We start from the raw sequence: 19,559 nt of genomic DNA, 5'->3' as shown, positions 1-19,559 counted from the left end.
AAATAAAATAAAACTGTTGTTGTAATTCTTTACTTAGAAAATACAAAAACTAAAAAACTTCACCCTTTTCTTTTACAGTTGCTACACCCCAATCTGCAATAGCTTGCACAACAGGTACTAATGTTTTACCAAAATCAGTTAAAGAATATTCTACTTTTAAAGGAGGCTTAGAGGTATAAACTTTTCGTTTAATTATGCCATCTTCTTCTAGTGTTTTTAGTTGTAAGCTTAAAGTACGTTCTGTTACAGTAGGTATTTGTTTTCTTAATTCATTATATCTAAGGGTATCTTTTCTTAGATGATATAAGATAACCGTTTTCCATTTACCACCAATAAAGCCCATTGTTAAACTAGCACAACAAGGGTACTCTTTTCCTTTTAATTTATACATAATTTAGCGTTTAAATTTTGTAATATAATTGCAAAGATAATATACTATCATAAATTATACAACTATACTTTTTATAGTATAGTTAACATTTTTTTTAAATTATTGTTAATTACTGTTTTATGATGTTTTTTGTCACCTATTTTTATACTATCATTTTTGATAGTTATTGTAAATAATAATTACTATACTTACTTTTGTCACTATAAAAAAGATAGTATAATTTAAAAACATATAATTATGAATTTAAGAGAAACTTTAAATTGGAGATACACAACAAAGGAATATGATACAACCAAAAAAATATCTGAAGAAGATATGGCTGAAGTCAAAAATTTATTAAGAATGAGTCCTTCTAGTGTAAATCTGCAACCTTGGCATTTTATCATTGCAGAAACTACAGAAGGTAAGGCAAGAATGGCAAAAGGTACTCAAGGCTTTTTCAGTTTTAATGAACCTAAAGTTAAAAATGCATCTGCAGTAGTTTTGTTTTGTGCTAAAATTGATGCAGACGATGCTTATTATGAGCACATTGCTGATACAGAAGATAAAAGTGGAAGATTCCCAAATGAAGATATAAAAAACGGATTTTTAGGTGCTGTAAAAACATTTGCAGGCATTCATAAATACGATTTAAAAGATTTACAACATTGGATGGAAAAGCAAGTATACCTTAACATTGGTAGCTTTTTATTAGGGGTTGCTAGTTTAGGCATAGATGCTACACCAATGGAAGGTATTGATGTAAAAGCATTAGATGAAGAATTTGGATTAAGAGAAAAAGGTTACACTTCTTTAGTAGCGGTTTCTATAGGATATAGAGCTGATTCTGATTTTAATTCTACAGAAAAAACTCCAAAATCTAGATTATCAGAAAGTGAAATTTTTACTGAAATATAATCTTAATCATTGAAAAATAGTAAGTATAATAAAAAATAGCATTCTTATTAGTTTTTTATAGTTGGTGTTTACGCAAACGCAAAAACACCAACTACTAAAGTATTACATCAAAAAATGAAGTAGTAACTGAAGACAAAATAGAATAGGGGTGGTTAATCCACTACATAAAGATAAAAGTCTGTCTGCAAGAAAACTTTGTTGAGACAAAACCAAAACAGAACCAGCAGATTTATTAGTGAAATTTAATATAATATTTTCTTCATCACCTCATATTAACACCTTCACATTAGATGTGAAGTAAATTATCAACGTGTAATATTTTTTCAAAGACTTATTTGATAAAAAAATGACTATTAATTATCTAGCATCATTCATTTTAACAAAAAATATTTCACCAATATTAAATTAATTGAAGTTACTTGAATTATGAATTTAAGTTCTACTGATTAGTATAAGTTTAAAAAAGGTATTTCAAAAAGAAAGTTTACTATAAATGCAAACAATACTTCTGCTTAAATTAAATGTAGCTTCCATTTTGTAATAAACATTCAAATATTACAAAGATTTCTGTAAATCAAGGATCTTTATTTATACCATAATTGAGATAAATTTTATTGACAGTTTTGTTCTTCTGCAGAAAAAGTTGCAAATACCTTGAATTATTTAGCAGCTTTTGATGCGTATAAAGACACTACTTGTACATACTTTTGATATTGATAAATTATAAAGTAAATGTCATTATGAATCACCTCATCTAGTTGCTTAAGATTAAGTTTTAATCAATAGTATATTAGAGAGTACTTCATTATTGTTAACAATAGTTAGTTATAATTCAAAAATTGATTATTTAGTATATTATAATACGCATAATAACAGGTGTTTACTTGTTTATTTTATTTAACATCCTTTTAACTTCGTTTAGTTCGGTTTGTTCAGAACTAACTATATATCTTTGCATGGAACTTTACTGCTTATGATAATTTACGAATCAGAGACAGTAAGCAATAATTAAAAATGAAAGAAAAAACATGTAAAGACAAAATGGCTTTGGTTGAAAAACTAGGAGTACATTTAGAAAACAGAGAACAGTTAGCTCCTGTAGCAGCTCGTATTTTATCTTACATTATTTTAACAGGTAAACAGGGAACTACTTTTGAAGATATGGTAACCATTTTATGTGCAAGCAAAAGTACAATTTCTACTCATTTACATCATTTACAAGATTTAAATAAAATAGTGTATTTCACAAAAACAGGAGATCGTAAAAAATATTACGTAATTAATAAAAATATTATAATTCAGCATATAGATAAATTAATGAATGAGTGGCAAGAAGTAAGAAAGCTACATCAGGAAATTAAAAGTTATAAGAATAAGCAAAATATTAAAAGAATAGAAAATGAAAGTGAAAAATTCGATTTAAACTTTCATAATGATTACATCCATTTTATAGATGGAGCAAGAGCTTCAATGGAAGAATTAAGAATAAAACTAACAGACAAAAATTTCGACATTTAAACAATTTATATAAAATGAAACATAATAAAATTTATATCATATTATCTCTAAGTGTATTATTAGTGATTGCAAGTTGTGCTAAAACAGAGCAAAAACAAGCAGTTGCTAAAGCACCAGTATTACTTTTTCCTGTAACAAAAATTGAACAAAAAACTGTAACAGGTTATACAGATTATCCTGCAACAATAGAGGGTGTTGTAAATAGTGATGTAAGAGCAAAAACATCTGGTTATATAGAAAAAGTATATGTAGATGAAGGACAAAAAGTACATAAAGGTCAATTACTTTTTAAATTAGAAACACAATCTTTAAGTCAAGATGCAGATGCTGCAAAAGCAAGTGTAAACGTGGCACAAGTAGAAGTAAATAAATTAATTCCTTTAGTAGAAAAGAACATTATTAGTGCTGTGCAATTAGAAACAGCTAAAGCCAATTTAGCACAAGCAAAAGCTAATTATAGTAGTGTTACTGCAAATATTGGTTATGCAACAATTAAAAGCCCTATAGATGGTTATGTTGGTGCTATTAATTTTAGAGAAGGAACTTTAATTAGCCCAAGTGATGCAAAAGCTTTAACAACTGTAAGCGAAATAGACCAAGTGTATGCCTTTTTTAGTTTTAATGAAGCACAATATATAGATCATTTACAAAGATCAGAAGGTCAGAATAAAGCTGAGCGTATTAAAAACTCACCAGATTTAAGTCTCATTTTAGCCAATGGAAAGATGTATTCTGAAAAAGGACGTATTCAAACTAGTACAGGTCAAATAAACCAAAATACAGGAACTATAAAAATTAGAGCTGCTTTTAATAATCCTAACGAAATATTAACTAATGGAAATAGTGGTAAAATTAGATTTCCTATAGAATATAAAAACGCAATAGTTGTACCACAAACTTCAACTTTTGAGCAACAAGGAAACATCATGATTTTTAAATTAGATAAAGACAACAAAGCTGTGGCTTCCATTTTAAAAATCAAAGGAACTGTAGATAATTTGTATGTTGTAGAATCTGGTATTACTACCAATGATAAAATTATAGTTTCTGGCGTTGGAAAACTAAGAAACGGAATGGAAATTTCTCCTCAAGAAACTTCATTTAAAGAAGCAACAACACAAATAGCTACCTTATTTAGAAATTAGATAAATAAAACACATATCACATCATGTTAAAAACATTTATTGAAAGACCCGTTCTTTCAACAGTAATCTCTATTATCATAGTTTTACTAGGTGTAATTAGTATAACTAGTTTACCTATAGAGGAATACCCAGATATTGCTCCGCCAACTATTAAAGTTACAGCCAACTATACAGGTGCCAATGCAGAAACAGTATTAGAAAGTGTAATTATACCTATAGAAGAGCAAATTAATGGTGTAGAAGGTATGACTTACATAACTTCTACAGCATCAAATACAGGTACAGCAGAAATTACCGTTTATTTTGATCAGGAAATGGATGCAGATATTGCAGCTGTAAATGTTCAAAATCGTGTAGCTAGAGCCACACCATTATTACCTTCGGAAGTAACACAAACAGGTGTTATTACACAAAAAGTAGAAACAAGTGCATTAATGTTTGTTTCTATGTATTCTGAAAGCGAAAATTACGATGCTACTTTCATTCAAAATTACTTAAAAATTAACGTTATTCCAGCTATGCAACGTATTAGTGGTGTTGGAGATGTAAGTGTATTTTCTCAACAAGATTATGCCATGCGTATTTGGTTAAAGCCAGAAAAACTAGCTGCATATAATTTAATTCCTTCAGATATTTCTGCAGCTTTAGCAGAACAAAATTTGGAAGCTGCTGCTGGTTCTTTAGGTCAAAATAATGGAGAATCTTTTTCTTACACATTAACTTATAGTGGTCGTTTTAAAAACGAGGCACAATACAGTAATATTGTAATAAAAGCCTTAGGTAATGGAGAATTCTTACGGTTAAAAGATGTGGCAACGATTGAGTTAGATGCACAATCTTACGCTTCTAATGCTATGAGCTTAGGGCACCCTGCAGTATTCATGGGTATTTTTCAAACCAAAGGATCTAATGCACAAGAAATTATAGAAAACATAAAAACTACATTATCTGTTGTAGAAAAAGATTTACCAGATGGTTTAGGCATTTTTGTTCCTTATGATACAAGTTTATTTTTAAATGCTTCTATAGATAAGGTAATTACAACTTTATTAGAAGCCTTTTTATTAGTGTTTTTAGTTGTATTTATCTTTTTACAAGATTTTCGTTCTACATTAATACCAGCAATTGCAGTACCTGTATCTATTATTGGTACCTTCTTTTTCTTAAATGTATTTGGGTATTCTATTAATTTATTAACACTTTTTGCCTTAGTATTAGCCATTGGTATTGTGGTAGATGATGCCATTGTTGTTGTAGAAGCTGTACATGCAAAAATGGATGAAGGAGAACACAATCCTAAAAAAGCAACATTAACAGCAATGAACGAAATTTCTGGGGCAATTATTTCAATTACCTTAGTAATGGCGGCTGTATTTATTCCTGTAACTTTTGTAACAGGTCCAACAGGTGTTTTTTATGAGCAATTTGGGGTTACTTTAATTATTGCCATTTTAATATCTGCAGTAAATGCATTAACATTAAGTCCTGCTTTATGTGCTTTATTATTAAAAGGGCATAAAAATGATGAAGAGTTAAAAGGTAAAAGTCCTTTAAAACGTTTTTACACTTTATTTAATCGTGGTTTTAATGCCACTGTAGATAAATATGGAAAATCATTACAGTTCCTTTATAAAAACAAATTTGTTTCTGTATTGCTATTAATTATTGCTGGTGTAGGAATTTATTGGGCTTCTACCACCACACCAACAGGTTTTGTACCTAATGAAGATAGAGGAATTATTTTTGCAAATATAGAGTTACCAGCAGGTGCTTCTTTAGATAGAACAGATGCAGTTGCAAGAAAACTTTATGCTAAAATTGATGGTATGGAGGGCATTGTTGGTGTAAACTTTATAAAAGGAAGAAGTTTGATTAATGGTACTGGTGCAAATTATGGTATGGGAATTATAAAGTTAGAAGATTGGAGCAAGCGAGAAACTGATGCACTTTCTGCACAAGCCATTACTGGAAAATTATTTGGTATTGCTGCTACAGTGCCTGATGCAAAAATCATCTTTTTCTCACCTCCAAGTATTAGAGGGTTTGGTAATTCTGCAGGATTTGAAGTGAATTTATTAGATAAATTTGGAGGAGAGTTCAAAGACTTAGACAAAGCTAATCAAGAATTTGCAGCAGCTTTAATGAGTCATCCAGAAGTTAAATATGCTCAGTCTGCCTTTAACACAAACTACCCACAATATGAAATGGAAGTAAATGTACCTTTAGCAAAAGAAAAGGGGGTTTCTGTAACCAGTATCTTTTCAACTTTACAAGGGTATATAGGTGGTATTTATGCATCTGATTTTTCTAAATTTGGAAAACAATTTAGAGTTTACATACAAGCTTTACCAGAAGACAGAGCAGATAAAGATGCTTTAAACAGTATGTATGTACGTACAGATTCTGGAGAAATGACCCCAATTACACAGTTTGTTAACTTAAAAAGAGTATATGGACCTCAATCTGTAACTCGTTTTAACTTATTAAATTCTACAAGTATTACAGGAGCAACTAACCAAGGGTTTAGTACAGGTGATGCTATTAAAGTTATTGAAGAAGAAGTGGCTAAACTACCAAGCAATTACACTGTTGCTTACTCTGGTTTAACTCGTGAAGAGGTAGGGGCTGGTAATCAAACAACTTTTATATTTATACTAAGTATTCTATTTGTTTATTTCTTATTAAGTGCACAGTACGAAAGTTATTTACTGCCTTTTGCAGTGGTATTATCTTTACCATTTGGAGTTTTTGGAGCATACATAAGTACAAAGTTTTTAGGTTTAGAAAATAATATCTATTTCCAAATTTCATTAATTATGTTAATAGGTTTGTTGGCTAAAAATGCCATTCTTATTGTAGAAATAGCATTGCAAAAAAGAAAAAATGGTGAAAGTATTACAGAAGCAGCTATAGATGGTGCTAAATCTCGTTTACGTCCTATTTTAATGACCTCTTTTGCCTTTATCTTAGGATTAATGCCATTAGTGTTGGCAAAAGGTGTAGGATCAGAAGGAAATAAATCTATTGGTACTGGAGCAGTTGGAGGATTGCTTATTGGTACCATTTTAGGAGTCTTTGTAATTCCTATCTTATTTATTTTATTCCAATGGTTACAAGAAAAAATTTCTGGTACACCTAAAGTAGAAACAATTGAAGCTTAAAAAAGATGAAACTTATCATAAAAAATAATCACCTTAAAAAAGGGACAGTTTTAGTAATTATGGCACTTGTACTACAAAGCTGTTTTTCAGCTAAAGAGTATACAAGACCAGAACTTAGCGAAACAGAAAAATTATATAGAACAGAAAATTTGCAAACAGATAGTAAATCTTTGGCAGATGTTTCTTGGCAAAATTTATTTACAGATCAATATTTGCAAAACTATATTGCAGAGGGTTTACAAAATAATATGGATGTACGTATTGCCATTCAACAAATGGTAGCTGCAGAAGCTTATGTAAAACAAGGTAAAGCTGGTTATTTGCCATCCGCAAGCATTGGTGCAAATGCTACACATCAAGAATTATCAGAAAACAGTCAGTTTGGTTCCTTGTTTAGTGGTGGTTTAGATACTTACGATGTTACTGCCAATTTATCTTGGGAAGCCGATATTTGGGGTAAAATAAAAAGCAATGTAAAAGCTACACAAGCTGCATATTTGCAAAATGTTGCAGGTCATCAGGCTGTAAAAACCCAATTGATAGCTAGTATTGCTAATACGTATTACAATTTATTGGCTTTAGATGCGCAATTAAAAGTAACCCAAGAAACCATTGAAACTCGTAAAAGTGGAGTAACAACAATTAAAGCTTTAAAAGAAGCAGGACAAGTAACTCAGGTTGCTGTAGACCAAAATATAGCGCAATACAACAGTGCTTTGGCTTTACAAGTAGATATTAAAACGGCTATATTTAAAACAGAAAATACATTGAGTATTTTATTGGGTAAAACACCTCAAAATTTTAAACGTAGTAATTTAAACAATCAAAAAATAGAACAAGATATTATTTTGGGTGTACCTTCAACCTTACTTAGAAACAGACCTGATGTTATGGCTGCAGAGTTTGGCTTAATTCAGTCTTTTCAGTTAACCAATGTTGCCAATAGTAGCTTTTATCCTTCTTTAACATTAACTGCTTCAGGTGGTTTACAGAGTTTAGATGTAGATAATTTATTTGATACAAGCTCACTTTTTGCAACCATAATTGGCGGAATTACACAACCTATTTTTAATCAAAGAAAGTTAAAAACACAAAAAGAAGTAGCGCTTGCCAATCAAGAAACTGCATTGTTAAACTTTAAGAAAACCTTATTAACAGCAGGTAACGAAGTATCTAACGCTTTGTTTTCTTATGAAGCAGAGGTAAAGAAGTTTCAGTTTAGAAAAAACGAAGTAGAAGCCTTAAGATCTGCAGAAGCCAATTCTGAGGAATTACTTAAAAATGGGTATGCCAATTATTTAGATTTATTAACGGCAAGACAAAGTGCTTTAAGTGCAGAGTTAAATGTAATTGATAGTAAATTGCAACAATTAAAAGCTATTGTAGATTTGTATGAAGCTCTTGGTGGTGGCTTAAAATAATATCATTATAAAATCTGAGTAATTAAGAGCACTCAGGTTGATACGAAAAAGGTTTGAATATTTAAATATTCAAACCTTTTTTTAATATAGATTTTTAAAGAACAAAGAGTATATTGGGTTAATGTTCTAAGGTATCAAGAAATATTTTTGCCTCTTTTAATGTAAATTTGTTTAATTTCATTTTATAATTTTCCAAGCTCAGATAATAATAGTAGTTTAAGATTTTAAAATCTACATTTACAATATAGCAGATCAACAACCATATGAAAAAAATACTTGTACTATTTGCACATCCTAAATACGAAAAATCAACCGTAAACACAGCTTTAATTGAGTATATTAAAGATAAAGAGAATGTTACTATACACGATTTATACGAAAAATATCACGATTTTCATATCGATGTAAAAGTAGAAAAAGAACTGTTACAACAGCATGATATTATCATTTGGCATCATCCTTTTTATTGGTATAGTTGTCCGCCTTTATTAAAACAATGGATAGACATGGTGTTAGAGTTCAACTGGGCTTATGGACCAAAAGGTAAAGCTTTAGAGGGTAAAATTTGTTTAAATACCATTACAACTGGTGCATCAAAAGCTATGTATTGTTCTGAAGGTACAAATAGCTTTACAGTAAGACAGTTTTTAAGACCTTTTGAGCAAACTGCAAATTTGTGCAATATGTCTTATTTTCCACCATTTGCAGTAATGGGTACACATAAATTAACAGAAGATATTTTAGAGCAATCTAAAATTAAATACGGAGAAGCAATCGATTTATTACAGAGCAATTTAACGCTAAATGATTTCGAAAATATCTCTTTTTTAAATGATATTCCACAACTTAATACCACATAAATTATGACAGGTAGTTTACTTTTTGAAGCCATAATGTTTTTAGCAGGTGCTATATTATGTGTTTCCATAGCTAAAAAACTAGGCTTAAGTTCTGTAATTGGTTATTTACTAGCAGGAGTTTTAATAGGCCCTTATGTTTTTGGTTTTATTGGTGAAGAGGGTGATGATATTTTACACTTTGCTGAATTTGGTGTAGTAATGATGCTGTTTTTAATTGGTTTAGAAATAGAGCCTAAAAACTTCTGGAACATGCGTAAAACCATTTTAGGTATGGGTGGCATACAAGTTGGGGGTACAATGTTAGTTACTTATATCTTATTTACATTATTAGGTTTTGAGTTTAAAGTGGCTTTAGTTATTGCTATGGCAGTTGCTTTATCTTCTACAGCCATTGCCATGCAAACCATTAAAGAAAAGGGCTTAATGGATACCACTTTTGGTACATCAGCATTTTCTATTTTGTTGTTTCAAGATATAATTGTCATCTTTATGTTGGGTTTTATCCCATTATTGGCAAATCCAGATGAAGGTGTATCTACAGATACACATAGCGATTCTGTTAGTTTAATTCAGAATTTACCAATGGGTTTCCAAACCTTGGCTATTATTTTATCCGTAGTTATTATAATTGTTGCAGGTAAATTTTTAATTGTGCCTATGTTGCGTAAAGTGGCAAAAACAGGCGTGCGTGAATTACTAATTGCAGCCGCTTTTTTAATTGTTTTTGGTATTTCATTTTTAATGGAGTTTGTAGGAATTAGTCCTGCTTTAGGTGCTTTTTTAGGAGGTGTAGTTTTATCTAATAGTGAGTTTAAACACGAATTAGAAAGTACTTTAGAGCCTTTTAAAAATCTATTATTAGGGCTGTTTTTTATGGCAGTTGGTGCGTCCATTAACTTTATTGTAATTGCTAAAAACCCCTTAACTATTGGTGGGGTTTTAATTGCCATTATAATTATCAAAGCCCTGGTTTTATTTATTACAGGTAAAGTGTTTAAATTAAAACTAGATCAAAACCTATTGCTAACCTTTGGTTTGGCACAAATTGGGGAGTTTGCTTTTGTATTACTTTCTTTTGCCTTCGGATTAAATATTTTAGAGCAAGAACAAATGGATATGCTTTTGGTAATTACGGCTTTATCAATGTCGTTAACACCAATTATTAGTATGATAAATGAACGTCTTATTCTACCAAAAATAGGTACAAAAGAATCTGTACAAAGACCTATGGATCATATCGCAAAATCACAAAAAATAATTTTAGTAGGCTTTGGTCATTTTGGTAGTACTATTGGACGTTTCTTAAGATCTCATGGAGTAGAAGCTACCATTTTAGACCATGATTCTAATCGTGTAGATTTTTTAAGAAAGATGGGGTTTGAAGTATATTATGGAGATGCTACAAGAGTAGATTTACTAGAATCTGCGGGTATTGCAGAAGCTAAAATTGTTATTTGTGCTACCAATAAAATAGAGGTTTCTAAAGCCATTAGTAATCTGGTTCTCGAAAAATACCCACACGTAGAGTTAATGATTCGTACTAAAAATAGATACGATGCTTATGAGTTGTTAAACCTGGGGCATACCAATATTTATAGGGAATCTTTAGATACTTCTTTATTATTGGCTAGAGATGTTTTGAGTAAAATGGGTTTTAGAAAATATACTTTAAATAGACAAATTCAAAACTTTAAAAAGTACGATGAAGACAGTTTAAGACGTTTAGCTCAAGAACCCAATAGAGGCGAAAATTATATTTTTAAGGCTAGAGAAGAATTAAAACAACAAGAGGAGTTTTTAAACGAAGATTTTAAAAGGGGCGTGGTCGATTTTGATAATCATTGGGATAGTGAACAGATTAAACAAACCTTAAAAAAATCCAAATCTTATACTTTGTAAATGTATAAGAAAAGCATCATTACTTTTTTAGTAGAGATAGTGGTTATACGAATTACTTTAAATCAATAGGTGATAAATATTGTCTTTTTGATTTTAGTACTTAGTTTTAAAGAAAAGAGAAGTATTGTAGTAAGTATGATTGCCTTTTTGCTTGTTTTTTAACACAGTAATTTGTTGTCAGTAATTATTCAATATTTCTAACGGCTCTAACAAAATTATATACATATTGAACATCACCTTGTGGACCAAAATTGGCTGGGTAATTATCTGCATCTCCAGATTTTGGATCATTACGTTGCGCTCCAGCACCATGTACATCCATAAGATTATCATTCATTACTCCTTGTGATTTTCCAAAACAGAAGTAAACTGCATCTGTATATGGATTGGGGCCATCTTTTAATGGTGAACTTGACCAATAATAACCATATTGTCCTGAATTACCCTCTGTATCTGTAATTGGTGTACAAGAAAACAATGGGTCAATTGCTGGAGAAAAAGAGGTAGAAGGGCTACGTGTATAATCAATAATACTTTGTAACTCTTTTGCATTAGGCATTCTCCAATCGTTGTAACCTCCCTGTGTAAGGGATTCTGTGTAGTTTAGTGCGTTTTCCCAATCGTAAGTATTACCATTATCAGTTTGTTGCCACATTAATCCTGTTGCATTATCTGTAATTGTTCCATCTTCATTATCTGTAAAGTTGTTTTTACCATAATCTTGGTTACCTCTTACCATTCTAAAATACATAGTGTTTGGAGAACCATCAGATGGTTTGTATTTAGGATAGGCTTTTAATCTGCCATCAACAAAATTATAACCAAAAATTGCTTCGTCTCCATTCATTATAAGTCCTACATAAAGTGTTTTAGACCATGTCTGTCCATCAATTTCTCTTTCGCCAATAGATTCATCTCCTATAGGTTGTTTAAAGTATTCTGTATCTATAAACATTTTTACAGAATCATCACCAAAACATTGTCCTGTAAATTGAGCCAATGAATAAAGTTCCTTTATTGTAGGTATTCTCCAGTCTGTATATCCACCTAAATTGATGGTTTCTACTAATACCAAAGCATCATCATAAGAAATTTTATTGCCCATATCTTGTTGCCACATTAATCCTGTAACATTATCGGTTACTGTTCCATCACCATTTTCAGTGTACGATGGTTGGTTACCATTGTAAGTTGCATCTTGTCCGTAAAAAGCCTTACCTACAGTTGGTGTTGTTATTATAGCTTCATCATTGTAAAACTCAAAAACATTTGTATCAACAATTGTGTAAGGTTTATCAGGAATTGGTAATATAATCACTTCTTCCTCATCAGATTCGTTATGAATAATGGTGTCATCATTTTTACTGCAACCAAAGATTATGGTATATAATAAAAATAGAGATAAGAAATTTATTTTCATAATTTATGGTTGTTTTTAGTCTTTGACTAAAATAAATAAGATAGGTTTAAATTTGAGTAAATTTATTTCTTATAAGTATAAAGGTGAGAATTACTACTAACTTTTATATTGTTTTACCTGCTGTTTTTTCAGAGTTGTTAAAGTAATAACAATAATTATTTTAGTTGATTTAATTACTTCTATTAGATTTCTATTGTCAACCTTTTTCCTCAATTTTAATAATCAGTTTTATTAAATTTTTTCTAATTCAGATAAAATTAGATGTGTGGTTGGGTCTCCATAGTTAATCATTTTGTCAATAAACTGTTGTAAATGTAATTGATTCTTTAGAACTACTCTCATATGGATATTATATGGGCCAGTAATTCGATAGGATTCTTTTATTTCTGGGAATGTGTTTATGTCTTTCATAAAAATATTTAGTTTGCCTGTAAATAGTTTAAGCATTATAAATACTTCTAAACCATAACCAAGTTTATGGTTATCAATATTTAAAGTATAATTTTTTATAACACCTATATCCTGCAATTTTTGTATACGTTCTCTAACAGAAGAAGGCGAAAGGTTAATAATTCTTCCAATTTCTGCAAAAGATTGTCTAGAATTCTTCTTTAGAACTTTAATTATTTCTGTATCGATCTTGTCTACCATTGAATCAATTGTTTATTCATAAAAATACTTCTTTTATTTTAATATATAACTGTTTTACAGTTGAATTGATTTTGAGTAGAAATGTATAAGATTTAATTTTATCATATCATAATAACACCAAGAATTAGATATGGAATTAGATGTTTTATTAATTATTAGTTTAGGTATATTTTTAGGTTTTTTTATTCAAACTATTATTGGTTTTTCTGGTGCTTTAGTTGCGTTGCCTATATTATTAATTAGCATTGCTTTACCTGAAGCAATATCTTATATTTCGATATTTTATTTTTTATCGAGTATTTATCTGGTTCAAAAAGAATGGACGAATATTGATAAAAAAGTGATTGTAAAACTCGCACTTACCTCAATAATTGGTCTTGCTGCAGGAATATCAATATTAAATTATGGAAATCTTATATTTCTAAAAAAGGTTCTAGGAATATTTATTATTCTCTATGTGATCTATAGTTATTTTTCTAAAGGGAAAATTAAAAAATCTTCTTTTTTGGAATATGTACTTGGCATTTTTGGAGGTTTTTTCTCTGGGTTATTTTCAACTGGTGGTCCATTATTTGTAATAGTAGTCAAAAATGCCACAAAGGATATAAAAACATTTCGTGCAACTATGTTTGGTGTTCTAGGTTTAGTTTCTATAATTCGAGTTCCTTTAATTGCTTTTAGCGGAATTTTAAAATTAAACCATTTGTATTATGCCTTATTCATTATGCCTTTCTTCTTGTTATCTATATTTTTAGGAAAAAAAATGTACTCAAAATTAAATGAACAGCTAATTAAAAATTGTGTATTAGTAGCATTATTATTTTCAGGCTTAATGTTAACTTTTAAATCTTAATTTTTTCTGATTTTTTAGTTATTAGTATATTATATCACCCTTCAATTCAGCTTGTAATAGAGTAGGTGAGAACAAGTAATTATTTAGAACCATTGCTCGTAATAATTATTGTTCTTTTTTATATTTATAGCTACAACCCTCAATGCAAAGAGGTCCACTTGTGGGTGTAAGAATAAAGTAATTAGTAAAAAAATCTAAATTATAAGTTATCAAGCCTTCATCGTTTTCTGCCTCGTTGTCAAATCCATCACAAGTATATTCTAGTAACAATTTACTTCCTTCTACAGAAAATTTTCCGTCCATACATTCAGTAAATCTATCTGAATAGAAAGTTTCATTATCAAAGAATTCTAATTCTTGGCCATTTTCAACATCTACCCAATATTGAGGTCCACCAGCACTAATGTATGCTTCTGTTAATTTCCATTTTCCAACCATTAAAGATGTACTTACAGGTATGGATTCATCCATTGTTTTATTGCATGCTACAAAAAACAGTAAAGTAATTATTAAGTAATATTTAATTTTCATTTTTTATGGTATTATATTCTAAAGATGCTATTATTCCATAAAGGTTGCGTTTCATTTTGGTCAAATTATATAAATACCAAACATCCATCAATTAAAATAACTCTAGAAGTAGAGTATACCTAAAAGTTGTTAATTATTTTTTACAATTTTAAAATAAAGAAATATAAAAGTTAGCAAATAAATTACAGATAGAAAACCTACAAATATTTTTACAAACATCTCCAAAATTTGTTGATTACCAGAGTACTTTGTTACCTGCTGACTTTATTTAATTCAGTTCGTTTTATAAATCATTTCGTAATCGTGTGCTGTGACGAACATTGCAAATTCAGTCCATTTTTTTCCGTTTGATTTAGCAATTTGATAGGTTTTTCTAAAAAGTTCCTGCAATCTTAAAATAATTAATAATTCCGCTACTTCATAGGCTTGTTCTATTTCAGGTATTTCATATTTTTTGTTTTTATAAACGTCTTCGTAAACTTTTTGTAAGTTCTCAAATCCAGTTATAGTCAAATCATTTTTTGTCAGATGGTCATAATCTGCTAACCAGTCATAATCTTCTTGTCCAATTTTGCTAAATGAAAACAAGTTTATAAACCAACGTTCATAGTTTATTGTAAATCCGTTCATTTCGCAGTAAAAAGCTTTTAGTTTTTTCTCAAAATTCAAAGCGTATTTCAATTTGACAATTGAGTAAAATTTGGAAATATACTTGTCCAAATCCGATTCCATATGCAAAAGGTTCATTCCAATTAATTGATGGAAATCAGTTTGCGGAATCTTGCTCAATTCGGTTTCAGCTATTTGTATTGCAGAATCTAATTCATTCTGCTTTACGTATTCGTTAAGTTTATCTTCTAAATCAAAGTTCATTGGTTGGTTTAGCTTGTAGCTAGGTATTTGTTTAAGGTTTGTTGCGTATTTTAAGCACCTAATTTACTATATAATTATTGACAAAGAAAATTCGCTAGTACTTTCGTAAATAGGCAAAAACCAGCAATTAATTTTATAGGATGTTACACACTGGCTTTTTTTATTATTTCATTCATTATTTCTTTCGGCTGATTCCAATTCAACTGTTTAAAAGGTGTCAAATTCAATTTCTCTGTTAATTCACGAATGACAGAAGAATTAAAAACCTCATAGTCATATTTAAGGTAGTCTATCTTTGAAACATTATAGTTGATGATTCCAGTCATTTTTCTATCGTTATCAGTCGAGTAGAATTTCAATTCTCCAACATTATCAACAAGAAATTCTGCATCTGTCTTAATTTTTTCAAAATCTAATTGTGCGTAAAAATTTTCAAGGAACAATAAATGAATTTTATCTAGTTCAGTCGTCGAAAACTTCGGAATTATAACAGAATAGAAACTTTTGGAATTAACAAAAATCAAACATTTTTTTCTTGCAATATATAATACAGAAGCATTCCATTTTCCAAAAATATTTTCAACATTCAGAGTTCTTTTTTCAATTCTTTTTTTGATTAAATTTTCTAGTTTTTTTGTCGTAAATATTTCTGTCACTAGCTTGTATCTAAAGTTTTTGTGTAAGTAATAAAGTTAGTAAATAAATCACAAATCAAGAAAATCCGTTAGGGTTTTTGTAAGTAGGCTTTTACTAGCAATATCTTTTATGTTGCTAGGTAACGTTATCTTGTTTTGATTGGAATTGATAATTCAAATCTTGTTCCAATAGCTTTCTTTTCAGAAGTCATTAAAGGTCTAAATTTGGGTAGAGTATATAAAATTTTCATTATTGCTTTCTGAACTTGTTTTCCTCCTCTAATAGAATTCAATTTTTCAATTTTTATTATTTCTCCATTACTATTAGAATGCAATTTAAACTTCAAAGTTCCTTCTTCTTTAGGTGTTTTTATTTTTTCCTTTGATAATCTTTCAGCCAAATAAGAATTGATAAACGATATTGTACAGTTTTTTATTTCTTCTTTACTAGGTAGATTTTCACAACCAAGAGCGGAAAATGGTTTTGATAATGCTTTTGATTCTTCTTTACTAGGAACACACATTCCTTTTATTCCTTTCTTTGTCGTAATAGCTACAAGTCCAAGACCTTTTTTATAATATCTTTTTTCTTTATTTCCATTTGGATATTTGTTTTCAATAACTAACAGGTTTTCGTAATCACAAAAAGGTGATTCAAAAAAGCCATTGGTATTAACAACTTTTCCTGATTTCCATTTTGTTCCCTTAACTGGTCTTTCAATTAGTAAAATGATATCTTTTTTTTCTTTTTCACTAAACATAAAAACTGTGTCATTCTGTTTTCTTAATAATAAATTATATGATGTTCCACTACCAAAATCTTGTTCGTAATTATAATATTCAACACCATCTTTTTTGGTTTTACCAGTTACTTTTTCAATATAAGTTGCAGTTCCCCAAGTCAAATGTTTTTCGAATCCAATTTTCAGAGGATAATAGCTTTCTCCGAAGTTTTTGTCACAAAATTCACTTTGTCCGAAAATTAAAATTGGTAAAATTGCTAATAATAAAAATGCTGTTCTTTTCATTTGTCTATGTAATTTTTAATGTAGCCTAATGGTCTCGTGTTTGGGGAGTAGCGGGTTTCTATTCACTAACTTTTCAGTTTTACACTGACCTTTGTTTTATGTTTATACTTCTGTTTTATCACTTTAACCGCTATTACTTATACACCTTATTGGCAACCATTATTTTATTGATTCAAGCTGTAATTGTTCCCTAATATAGTCGTTCAATTCAGACTTATTTATTCCTAAGTATTTTTCAATCGCTTTGTAGTAGTCCTCATCAGTTTTTCCACTTAACATAAATTCTTTGACTAAACTCCAACTACCTTTTTCTAATATTTTCCTTGCTATTAATCCGCCCAAAACATAATGATAAGAAGTTTCACTATCCAAGTTTGTTAACTTGAGCATATCGTTCAGGTCTATTTCAGAATGTTTCTGCAAATAGATATTTGTTCGTTTTATATGCCAATCCAAGCTTTTGCCACGACTTCCTCCTAATAGTGTGGCTACTCCTTCAGAAACCCAAAAATGTTTGTTTGGAAAATGTTTGTCTATTTGAATATGGAAAACTTCGTGCGGATAGTATTCTCCCAAACCTCCACAATAAACTTTGTCGTCAGTTGCTTTGCCACTTGGTTTAGACTGTCCACCCATTCCTATGTAATAATCAAATCCTTTTAGTTTTTGGATTTCGTCATAATCATCGGCAAGAAAATATTCAAATGGTTTTGGTTGCACCTCAAAATTCTTACAAGTCTCATTTATAAAATCATTTAGTTTTTCAGCCTTTTGGTAGTTGAACTTATGGTATGTTGGATAGTAAAAGTCGACAACACCAACAGTAGTGCAATTCCAAGTTTGTTTATTTATAGTCAACGCATTGAATAGTTTAAACGTTCCGTTTTCCTTTTTTGCAAAATAGTTTCCTATTGCTAAAACGTATGGACTTTTATCTTCTTTGCAATACGAAAACTGAGCTTTAATTTGGTAAATGTCATTTCTGAATTTTATGCTCAAAATGTGAACTGGAAATCCCATATAAAGCGATGGCTGAAACTCGCTTTCCAAGAAATCATAGTTCTTATATTTTTTTTGTTCTTCAATATTCCAAAATGAATTTTTTGCTTTGTTTTGAGGATTTGAAGCCAAGTAGTTTTCAAAAAGCCTCATTACTTCTTTAGTTTCTACATTTGTTGAATCAACAACATAGTTATATGTCACTTTTTGTCCAAAAGCACAAAAGCTAAAAAAAAGAAGAATTATGATTTGAAATTGTTTCATTCTAATGGTTGCCAACGTTGTAATTTTAAGAAAAATTGACTTGATTAAGCAATGAATTTACTAAATAAAACACGAACGGCGAAATTCCGGAAGAATTTTCCAAGTGAGCCAAAAATAGCAATAAAGTTTATACAGTGTTGTAACCAGTATTTTTATCTTTTCTATGATTTTCAAACATTTCAATTGAAGCCTTTAAAAGTCCAAACATCCCTAGTCCCAAAACAATAATTCCAATAGATAGTTCTTTTAAAACTCCAACTTCTGTAGAAAAATATCCAATTAAACCAAATATTAGAGAGCATAAAATCATAAAACTCATAAAAGCAATCATAATTTTTCCTTTCTTAGGATTTTCCCAATTTTTTTTTGAAAACTTGTTTTGTGCTTTAGATGTGTCCTGTAATGATGAAAAGCTAATACCAAGTCCCATAAAAATAAGCGTTAAATTCAGTTTTTTAAAAAGTAAATCAGGATTTTTCTTAAGTTGTTTAATTCCATTAATATATGGACTTAAAACAAAATAAGTTACAATCAGCATTAATGGATATTGAATGTAACTAATATAGTGAAAGAAAGTTTTAAAATATATTATTGAACCTTATTTTCTTGATTCTAATTCCGCTTTTATTTTTTTTATATTTCCAGCGTTAATTAACATAATTGGACTTAAAGCCAATGGAATTATTAATAAGGTGAAAAATACAGTATTATTCTCTTTTGTCAAGAATCCATAAATACAAATTCCGATTAGAAGTAGCATAACAAAAATTAATGCTCCTGTTATCGCTTTAATTAAGTTCAACTCTCCAATGAGTTTTTCAGAAGTTTTTCCTTTTAGTTTCATTTTGTGTTATGATTGGTAATATTGGTTACGGCGTGTTTGTATAATTTTCAGTTGTGAGATGTTTGGTAGTAAAGATAATAAAATGAACTAACTTCGACGCATAAGCGTCTGTGTCCGCAGGACACAAATGCTCACAATTGGAATTATACGGTGTTGTAAGTAGTTTTTC

The 19,559-nt window shown here is 29.6% G+C and carries 18 protein-coding genes; 8 read left to right on the top strand and 10 right to left on the bottom strand.

The window, feature by feature from the left end:
• Window positions 1-49: 49 nt before the first annotated feature.
• Window positions 50-391, bottom strand: a complete 342-nt coding sequence (locus tag ACJJVK_RS14700) for a winged helix-turn-helix transcriptional regulator (protein ID WP_405567296.1) — start codon at window positions 389-391, stop codon at window positions 50-52.
• Between the two features lie 237 nt (window positions 392-628).
• Between ACJJVK_RS14700 and nfsB the strand changes: the two genes are divergently transcribed.
• The 7 genes from nfsB to ACJJVK_RS14665 all read left to right on the top strand — a co-directional run bounded on the left by nfsB (window position 629) and on the right by ACJJVK_RS14665 (window position 11,292).
• On the top strand, window positions 629-1,288 hold the full coding sequence (gene nfsB, locus ACJJVK_RS14695; protein WP_405567294.1) for an oxygen-insensitive NAD(P)H nitroreductase: 660 nt from the start codon (window positions 629-631) through the stop codon (window positions 1,286-1,288).
• Between the two features lie 1,014 nt (window positions 1,289-2,302).
• Entirely contained in the window at window positions 2,303-2,806 is a 504-nt protein-coding gene (locus tag ACJJVK_RS14690) for a GbsR/MarR family transcriptional regulator (protein WP_215996087.1), read from the top strand.
• Window positions 2,807-2,820: 14 nt separating this feature from the next.
• Window positions 2,821-3,951, top strand: coding sequence for an efflux RND transporter periplasmic adaptor subunit (locus ACJJVK_RS14685; protein WP_405567291.1), 1,131 nt, complete (start codon window positions 2,821-2,823; stop codon window positions 3,949-3,951).
• 23 nt (window positions 3,952-3,974) lie between these two features.
• A complete protein-coding gene (locus ACJJVK_RS14680; RefSeq protein ID WP_405567289.1) occupies window positions 3,975-7,112 on the top strand; it encodes an efflux RND transporter permease subunit in 3,138 nt (1,045 codons plus the stop codon).
• Window positions 7,113-7,117: 5 nt separating this feature from the next.
• Window positions 7,118-8,533, top strand: coding sequence for an efflux transporter outer membrane subunit (locus ACJJVK_RS14675; protein ID WP_405567286.1), 1,416 nt, complete (start codon window positions 7,118-7,120; stop codon window positions 8,531-8,533).
• Window positions 8,534-8,796: 263 nt separating this feature from the next.
• A complete protein-coding gene (locus ACJJVK_RS14670) occupies window positions 8,797-9,393 on the top strand; it encodes an NAD(P)H-dependent oxidoreductase (RefSeq protein ID WP_405567283.1) in 597 nt (198 codons plus the stop codon).
• Window positions 9,394-9,396: 3 nt separating this feature from the next.
• Window positions 9,397-11,292 (top strand): monovalent cation:proton antiporter-2 (CPA2) family protein, encoded by a 1,896-nt coding sequence (locus tag ACJJVK_RS14665; protein ID WP_405567280.1) that lies wholly within the window; start codon window positions 9,397-9,399, stop codon window positions 11,290-11,292.
• A 184-nt stretch (window positions 11,293-11,476) separates the two neighbouring features.
• Here ACJJVK_RS14665 and ACJJVK_RS14660 read toward each other — a convergent pair whose 3' ends face one another.
• Window positions 11,477-12,712 carry a DUF1566 domain-containing protein gene (locus ACJJVK_RS14660; protein WP_405567277.1) on the bottom strand — a complete coding sequence of 412 codons (1,236 nt, stop codon included), beginning with the start codon at window positions 12,710-12,712 and terminating at the stop codon, window positions 11,477-11,479.
• A gap of 231 nt (window positions 12,713-12,943) precedes the next feature.
• Entirely contained in the window at window positions 12,944-13,363 is a 420-nt protein-coding gene (locus ACJJVK_RS14655; RefSeq protein ID WP_405567274.1) for an Lrp/AsnC family transcriptional regulator, read from the bottom strand.
• Window positions 13,364-13,493: 130 nt separating this feature from the next.
• Between ACJJVK_RS14655 and ACJJVK_RS14650 the strand changes: the two genes are divergently transcribed.
• Window positions 13,494-14,216 carry a sulfite exporter TauE/SafE family protein gene (locus ACJJVK_RS14650; RefSeq protein WP_405567271.1) on the top strand — a complete coding sequence of 241 codons (723 nt, stop codon included), beginning with the start codon at window positions 13,494-13,496 and terminating at the stop codon, window positions 14,214-14,216.
• A gap of 105 nt (window positions 14,217-14,321) precedes the next feature.
• On the opposite strand, the gene ACJJVK_RS14645 is transcribed toward ACJJVK_RS14650, so the two are convergent.
• The 7 genes from ACJJVK_RS14645 to ACJJVK_RS14615 form a co-directional block, all read right to left on the bottom strand.
• Complete coding sequence (locus tag ACJJVK_RS14645) at window positions 14,322-14,747, bottom strand: lipocalin family protein (RefSeq protein ID WP_405567270.1); 426 nt, start codon at window positions 14,745-14,747, stop codon at window positions 14,322-14,324.
• 273 nt (window positions 14,748-15,020) lie between these two features.
• A complete protein-coding gene (locus tag ACJJVK_RS14640; RefSeq protein ID WP_405567267.1) occupies window positions 15,021-15,620 on the bottom strand; it encodes a hypothetical protein in 600 nt (199 codons plus the stop codon).
• 143 nt (window positions 15,621-15,763) lie between these two features.
• A complete protein-coding gene (locus tag ACJJVK_RS14635; protein WP_405567264.1) occupies window positions 15,764-16,276 on the bottom strand; it encodes a DUF6933 domain-containing protein in 513 nt (170 codons plus the stop codon).
• Between the two features lie 125 nt (window positions 16,277-16,401).
• Window positions 16,402-17,283: a hypothetical protein gene (locus ACJJVK_RS14630; RefSeq protein WP_405567261.1), complete on the bottom strand. Its 882-nt coding sequence runs from the start codon at window positions 17,281-17,283 to the stop codon at window positions 16,402-16,404.
• 159 nt (window positions 17,284-17,442) lie between these two features.
• The gene (locus tag ACJJVK_RS14625; RefSeq protein WP_405567258.1) at window positions 17,443-18,561 is read right to left on the bottom strand and encodes a hypothetical protein; all 1,119 of its coding nucleotides are present in this window, start codon (window positions 18,559-18,561) and stop codon (window positions 17,443-17,445) included.
• A 112-nt stretch (window positions 18,562-18,673) separates the two neighbouring features.
• Window positions 18,674-19,084 carry a hypothetical protein gene (locus ACJJVK_RS14620; protein ID WP_405567256.1) on the bottom strand — a complete coding sequence of 137 codons (411 nt, stop codon included), beginning with the start codon at window positions 19,082-19,084 and terminating at the stop codon, window positions 18,674-18,676.
• A gap of 60 nt (window positions 19,085-19,144) precedes the next feature.
• Window positions 19,145-19,390 (bottom strand): hypothetical protein, encoded by a 246-nt coding sequence (locus ACJJVK_RS14615; RefSeq protein WP_405567253.1) that lies wholly within the window; start codon window positions 19,388-19,390, stop codon window positions 19,145-19,147.
• Window positions 19,391-19,559: the final 169 nt, after the last annotated feature.

It is taken from the genome of Polaribacter sp. Asnod6-C07 (genome assembly GCF_045063625.1).
Lineage (GTDB): Bacteria > Bacteroidota > Bacteroidia > Flavobacteriales > Flavobacteriaceae > Polaribacter > Polaribacter vadi_A.
This window is presented reverse-complemented; position numbering and strand designations above follow the sequence as displayed.